Source organism: Streptomyces sp. NPDC004542 (assembly GCF_040610035.1).
Classification (GTDB): domain Bacteria; phylum Actinomycetota; class Actinomycetes; order Streptomycetales; family Streptomycetaceae; genus Streptomyces.
In genome coordinates, this window is the sequence record NZ_JBEXLP010000173.1 from 1 (window position 1) to 5,921 (window position 5,921).

Annotated in this window: 4 protein-coding genes and 2 pseudogenes; 2 read left to right on the forward strand and 4 right to left on the reverse strand. The window is 68.0% G+C overall.

From position 1 onward, the window contains the following. Positions 1–30: 30 nt before the first annotated feature. On the reverse strand, positions 31–837 hold the full coding sequence (locus tag ABZX30_RS37595) for a helix-turn-helix domain-containing protein (RefSeq protein ID WP_355942803.1): 807 nt from the start codon (positions 835–837) through the stop codon (positions 31–33). 97 nt (positions 838–934) lie between these two features. Next, positions 935–1,411, reverse strand: a complete 477-nt coding sequence (locus tag ABZX30_RS37600; RefSeq protein WP_355942805.1) for a peptidoglycan-binding domain-containing protein — start codon at positions 1,409–1,411, stop codon at positions 935–937. Between the two features lie 441 nt (positions 1,412–1,852). Here ABZX30_RS37600 and ABZX30_RS37605 point away from each other — a divergent pair, with 441 nt between their 5' ends. Further along, entirely contained in the window at positions 1,853–2,338 is a 486-nt protein-coding gene (locus ABZX30_RS37605; RefSeq protein WP_355942808.1) for a hypothetical protein, read from the forward strand. A 7-nt stretch (positions 2,339–2,345) separates the two neighbouring features. On the opposite strand, the pseudogene ABZX30_RS37610 reads toward ABZX30_RS37605, so the two are convergent. Then, a pseudogene (locus tag ABZX30_RS37610) lies at positions 2,346–3,486 on the reverse strand (IS110 family transposase); the annotation flags it as partial. Further along, a pseudogene (locus ABZX30_RS37615) lies at positions 3,460–4,111 on the reverse strand (transposase); the annotation flags it as partial. The pseudogenes ABZX30_RS37615 and ABZX30_RS37610, both read right to left, overlap by 27 nt. Before the next feature lie 116 nt (positions 4,112–4,227). Between ABZX30_RS37615 and ABZX30_RS37620 the strand changes: the two are divergent. Beyond that, positions 4,228–4,782 (forward strand): hypothetical protein, encoded by a 555-nt coding sequence (locus ABZX30_RS37620; RefSeq protein WP_355942810.1) that lies wholly within the window; start codon positions 4,228–4,230, stop codon positions 4,780–4,782. Positions 4,783–5,921 lie beyond the last annotated feature (1,139 nt).

Below are 5,921 nucleotides of genomic sequence, written 5' to 3' on the forward strand. Positions count from 1 at the left end.
CAGCAGGCACCGATCGCCTACGAACAGCAGTCAGCTACCCTGACACTCGCCGCATAGCAACACGAACAGGTGTCCACTCCTCGGGGACAAGGCCCAGTAGCCCGCGAGCACGGCCACCTCTGCGGCCGGACGGCCGTGCGACAGAAGGCCCAGGCTGCGCCGCAGCCGTACGATGCGGGCGGCCGTCTTGGGCGTCACCCCGATCTGCTGCACGAAGCGGCGTTCCAACTGGCTCTGGCTCCAGCCGACATCCCGGGCCAACTCCGCGACCGGCAGCCGCATCGGACCGCTGGTCAGCCGCTGCCAGGCCTGGGTGATGGGCGGGGCGGGGCGGGGACCGAGGGTCATCAACCGGCTGATCCACCGGTCGAGCAGGGCGAACCGGTCGCGCCAGCGGGGCAGGGAGGCCAAGGCGAGCGCCAGGTCCCCCACTCCCTGCGGCGACTCGTTGAGCAGCTCGTGCGCATCCGTGACGCGCTCGCTCAGGTTGCTCATGGGTACGCCGAAGAGCCGGTAGGCCGCCCACGGAGCGAGCGCGATGTCGACTCCGGCCAGCGGGGGGCCGTGCCGGCTGAGCAGGGCGCGGGTGCGCAGCCCGCAGACCGCGGCGTCGTACGAGGCCGGGTGGACAGGACCGCCGGGTACGCTGCCCAGCGTCACTCTCCCCCGGAAGAGCACCATCAGGCAGACCGCGTCCGCGGGCGGTTCCAGATGCCCGCACGGTTCCCCCTCCCCGAGAACGAACCCGCGGTAGCGCAGGACTCCCCGAGCGGCACCGGCTTCCGGTGCGCCGGTCGCGGGCGGTTCGGAGGTGCGCGGGCATGCCGGACAGTCCACAGGCGGTCCCTTCGAGAGGCGCGCCCTGGGGCGCGGAGGGGGATAGGGGAGGGGAGGCGGCTGGGGGCGTCAACCGGTGTAACCGCTCAGCGGCCGGTCAGGTACGCAGATACATCCAGGTGTTCGGGCCGACGATGCCGTCCGCACCGCCGGCGATGTGGTGGTGGCTCTGAAGCCATGTCACCGCGGCGAGGGTGTTCGGGCCGAAGCTGCCATCGACGGTCAGCCAGGTGGGGTAGTCCGTGTGGACGTTGATGATGTCCTGGAGTTCCTTGACGGCAGCGGTGTTGGAGCTCCACTCTCTGATGGTTTCGTACCCGTAGTAGTAGTCACAGCTGTAGCCGACGAGTTGGACGTAACCGCAGGGGTGGACCGCAGCCGGCAGGACCGAGGACCGGGCCGTCTCTGCACTGGTCGCGTGTGCGGATGCGGCTCCCGCCGGAGCCACGGCTGGGACTGCGTGAGCGGCCGGGGCCACGGTTGGGGCGGCGGTGGCGGCCGGGGCGGCAGCGATCAGAACGCCACCGAGCAGGGCCGCGCCGGTGAGTACTGCGGCGCGGGAGATCAACGACATGTTTGCCTCCGGTGGAAGTCGGCCGGACGCCCGAGTCGGTGCAGGCGCCGGGGGCCGGACGTGGCACATGGTCCGATGGCCTGCGCCGTCCCCGTGAAGCTGTCCGGCGCGGGCCGGATTCCAGGTTTCCGGGGCGGTGCGTTGTTGCGCACCCTCGTTCCATGGCGTGCAACAAATCTCCCTGGCCCTCGAGCTCCCGGGGGATTGACTGAAAACCGCAGGCCAGCATCGCTGGTGCAGCTTGACGGCCACACTGTCACCGGCGGCGTCGGGGGAGCGGTCGCCGTCCCTCGCGGTGGTATCGGCCATCGCGCAGACGCGGGGCGCGGACGCCACGGACTGGGAACAACGCCGGCGTTCGGCGGCCCGGGGGTACCCCTATGTCATTGGTCGAGGGGAAACGGGGGTGCGTTGGGTCGGGGTGCCGGGCAGCATGGCGGGGTGGCTGATCTGCTGTGGGATGACGTCAAGTGCTTCTTCGCTCCGGATCTGGTGGGGTCGCTGCCGGACGTGCGTGTCCCTGCTGCCTCGGTGGAGGACTGGCAGGCTGTCCTCGATCTCATCGCGGAAAGGGGCTGGCAGTGCGAGTACTCCGAAGGTGAGACGGTGCTTCCGGTGCCTCGGGCGGAGGTCGTGCTGTCGCGTCCGGCTGACGCCGAGTGCCCGAATCTGCGGGTCTGGCCCACTGCCGATGTCCTGGTCATCTTCCGTTTCTGTGCCGACGATGAAGTCGACTTCGACGTTGACGTGCTGGAGTTGCAGGGGCAGGAGCGACTTGATGTGTTCTGCTGCTTCCTTCGGGAGATCGGGCGGTGGTTGGGCAAGCCGGTGCTGATGGATCCGGAGGGCGGCTACGGTCATCCGGTGCTCGGCTTCGACGCCGAGGCTGATCGAGTCGTCCTCCTTGCAGAGCCGCAGGTCGGGTGAGTGCGGCTGACGTCTGAGGTTCATAGATGGTGCCGTCGCGGAGCATGGCGAAGAGGGCATCGGCCCGTCTTCGGGCGATGCAGAGCAGGGCTTGGGTGTGGTGCTTGCCCTGGGTGATCTTCTTGTCGTAATAGGCCCGGGAGGCCGGGGCGCCCAGGGCGGCGAACGCGGAGAGGAAGAAGGCTTGCTTGAGCTGTTTGTTTCCTCTCCTGGATGGCTGTTCACCGCGAATCGATGACCCGGAACTGCGGGTCGCGGGGGCGAGTCCGGCATAGGCGGTGAAGTGGCCTGCGGTGGGGAAGGTGCTGCCGTCGCGACCTCGATCAGGATGCGGGCTCCGGTCCTGACGCCGACTCCTGGCATCGACGTCAGGACCTTGGAAAGAGGGTGGTCCTCCAGCAGTTCCTCGATCCGCCCGGCCAGCAGCTTGCGCTGGTCAAGGACGGCGGTCAGCGAGCCGCGAGGCTCGGGACGATCATTGCGGCTGCCTCGGTGCCGGGGACAGCGACGGTCTGTTCGTCCAGAGCCGCGAAGATCTCCTCGACCAGGCGCTCGGCCATCCTCGGGGCCTTGGGCCGCAGAAGGGTGACCAGGCGACGTCGGCCGGCCTTGCGGATCTGGGTTGGTGACCCGAACCGTTCCAGCAGCGTGAGGACGGCCGGATGCTGCAACCGCGGTCTCAGGACCCGCTCCAGCGACGGGTGGATCTGAGTGAGCAGGCCGTGGAGCCGGTTGGCGACCCTGGTTGCCTCGCCGGCCAGGTCGTCGTCGAAGCCCGCGATCATCTCCAGCTCGGCGATCGTCTCGTCCTCGCCGTCGACCGCTCGCAGCGTGTGGGGCATCGCGCGGGCGGCGTCGGCGATGATGAATGCGTCCCTCGCGTCGGTCTTGGCCTCGCCCGGGTAGAGGTCGGCGATCCGCCGCATCGTCAGCCTGGGCAGGTAGGCGACCGGGCAGCCCATGTCCCTCGCGACCGCCAGCGGCAGGGCTCCGATCGAGGCTGGCTGGTCGACGACGGCCAGCACCGTTCCGTGCTTGGCCTGGAGTTTCGCGAACAGCTCGCGAAGCTTGGGCTCGGTGTCGGGCAGGCGTTTGTCGAACGAGGCTTAGGATCTCCCGCGGCCCTCGGTGGTGACGTCCAGGGCCACGTAGATCGGCCGGTTGGTGACCGCGCTGTCGTGGATCTTCACGTGGATGGCGTCGATGGAAGACGACCGGATATGCGGTGACGAGGGGTCTGCTCTGCCATTCGGCCATGTCCTCGAGGACCTTGTCGGTGATGGTGGCGATGGTCTGGCGGGAGATCTCTGCGCCCTAGGCCTCGGCCAGGTGGGCCTGGACCTCTGCGGTGGTCAGGCCCTTGGCGGCCGGCGAGATGACCATCTCGTCGACGCCGGTCAGGTGCTTCTGCCGCTTCTTGACGATCTTCGGCTCGAAGGAGCCGTCGCGGTCACGGGGCGCGACGATCTCCATTGGCCCGACGTCGGTCAGCACCGTTTTGGAGCGGGGGTGCCGTTGCGGGAGTTGCCGCCGTTCTTGCCCGCGGGGTCGTGCTTGTCATAGCCGAGTTGGTCGGTGATCTCGCCCTCCAGGGCGGACTCCAGCAGCCGCTTGGTCAGCTGCTGCAATAGCCCGCTCTCACCGGTCAGCTACGGGCCCTCGGCCCTGGGCCCGGCTCACCAACTCGTCGATCAGCCGGTCGTCCAGGGCCTTCGCCGACGCAGCCGCTGCCGACTCGACAGCGTCCTGCTCGGCCACGTTCTCACTGGTCATCGATGCATCCTCCGTGATCGGGAGTTACACCGAACGATTTGCAGTCCCTAGATCGGGATCTTTGGCCGACCAATATTCGATCGCACCAGACAGAGGTGGGCTGCCAGGCTGCGGCCATGGATCACGCCGAAGTGCTGCTCATCGGAGGACGGGCCGGGGTTGGCAAGACGAGTGTGGGGTGGGAGGTTTCGGCGTTGTTGCGGGGCGCTGCGGTTCCTCATGCGGTCATCGACGGTGACTTCATGGGGCAGGTGCATCCGGCTCCTGAGGGAGACCCTCACCGCGCGGAGATCACTGAAAGCAATCTGACTGCGGTGTGGGCGAACTACGCCCGGCGGGGTTACCGGCGTTTGATCTACGTGAACACGCTGAGTGTGATGCCCGAGGCGACCGGTATGTTCGAGCGGGCCATGGGTGTCCGGTTGTGGATCGTGAGGGTTCTGCTTACGGCCTCCGACGCCACTACACGTCTACGGCTGGAGTGCAGGGAACTTGGCTCGGAGCTGGAGACGGAGTGGGAGGGCAGTACGCGTAAGGCGCGGTTGCTGGATCAGCGGACTCCTGCGGATGTGGTGAGGGTCGCGACGGACGGGCGTGTCGTCGCGGACATCGCGCGCGAGGTGGTGGCCGCCACTGGCTGGATCGGGCAGGGACCCGTGGTCAGGCCGTGATCGTGCCGGCGGACCGGTCCGCAGGCAGCCGCGGCCACCGGTGAGCACCGGCACTACCAGGGAGGCTGTCCAGCGTCGTCGCAGTTCGGTGCTGGCCAGCCAACGCGTTTTCGCCTGCCGCGGGACGGGAGGCGCCGACACGGCCGGTCACGGCACTCGTGGAGCTCGCTGCCGACGAGCCGAACGGTTCCCAGGCCGCCGAACTGCGCTGGTGCCTCCCCGGGAGGTTCGCTGACGCGGACATGCTTCGGCCTCTCGGCAGATCACCGAGCTGCGCAAGAAGGGGGCCGACGGAGGCGACGCGCCCACCTCGTCCTCGGCGCGGTCACCGCCCCGCAGCAGCCGTCCGAGGTGGTCCGCCGCGCCGGCTGGCTGACCACCACCGAGCGACGCGGTGTCCCTCGCCCTCCGCGGCGTTGAGTTCGCCCTGCGCTGGCGCACCCAGGACGGCGTCCACTGGGCGCAGGACGAACGTGTTGCCGTCCAGCATTCCGGCCAGAGCCGCCTGAACGACGACGCGATTCCTCTGGTAGGCCACCAGATCCGGACTCTCCACCACCGTGCCCAGGTTGTGGACCCGTCTCCGTCGAGACGGAGAGTGTCCGCGTACAAGTGGACGTGCACCACCTCGTACGGATGAGAGTGCACCGTTTTTAAGGCGCTAAGGGCTTGCCGGGAATCAACACGTCGGTTTGATCTTGGTTTTGTCGGGGCCGAGGAACCTGGCGACGTCTTCCCGTGTGCGGAAACGGGTGCACTGCCATCGACGACGGTCAGGCCGCGCTCGACCAACTGCTGGAACGGCTGGTCGACATCCCCACGCCAGCTGGGGCGACACCCCGGAAAGATCGGCGTTCCGGCGACCGCGACGCTCCTGCCGATCGTCGCCGTCAACCAGGATAAAGGCTGAACTACTCGGCACATCGGATTCCGCAAAAAGCATTTGACGCTCACCGGCCCCGGACGATCGGATGACGGCCCATGAGCACAGGGCAAATGCATCCCGGCCAGCATCCCATCGACGACGACCTCGTACGGCGGCTGGGGTGTGTCAATTTAACGGCTGATCTTGGTTGTTGAGGTTCAGTTGTTGGCCGGGGTGAGCCGGCCCTCGAAGGCGATCTGGAACGCGTTGAGGG

Excerpts from the sequence above, each read along its gene's own strand:
- ABZX30_RS37600 (WP_355942805.1), bottom strand. The coding sequence starts at position 1,411 with ATGTCGTTGATCTCCCGCGCCGCAGTACTCACCGGCGCGGCCCTGCTC.
- ABZX30_RS37620 (WP_355942810.1), top strand. The coding sequence starts at position 4,228 with ATGGATCACGCCGAAGTGCTGCTCATCGGAGGACGGGCCGGGGTTGGC.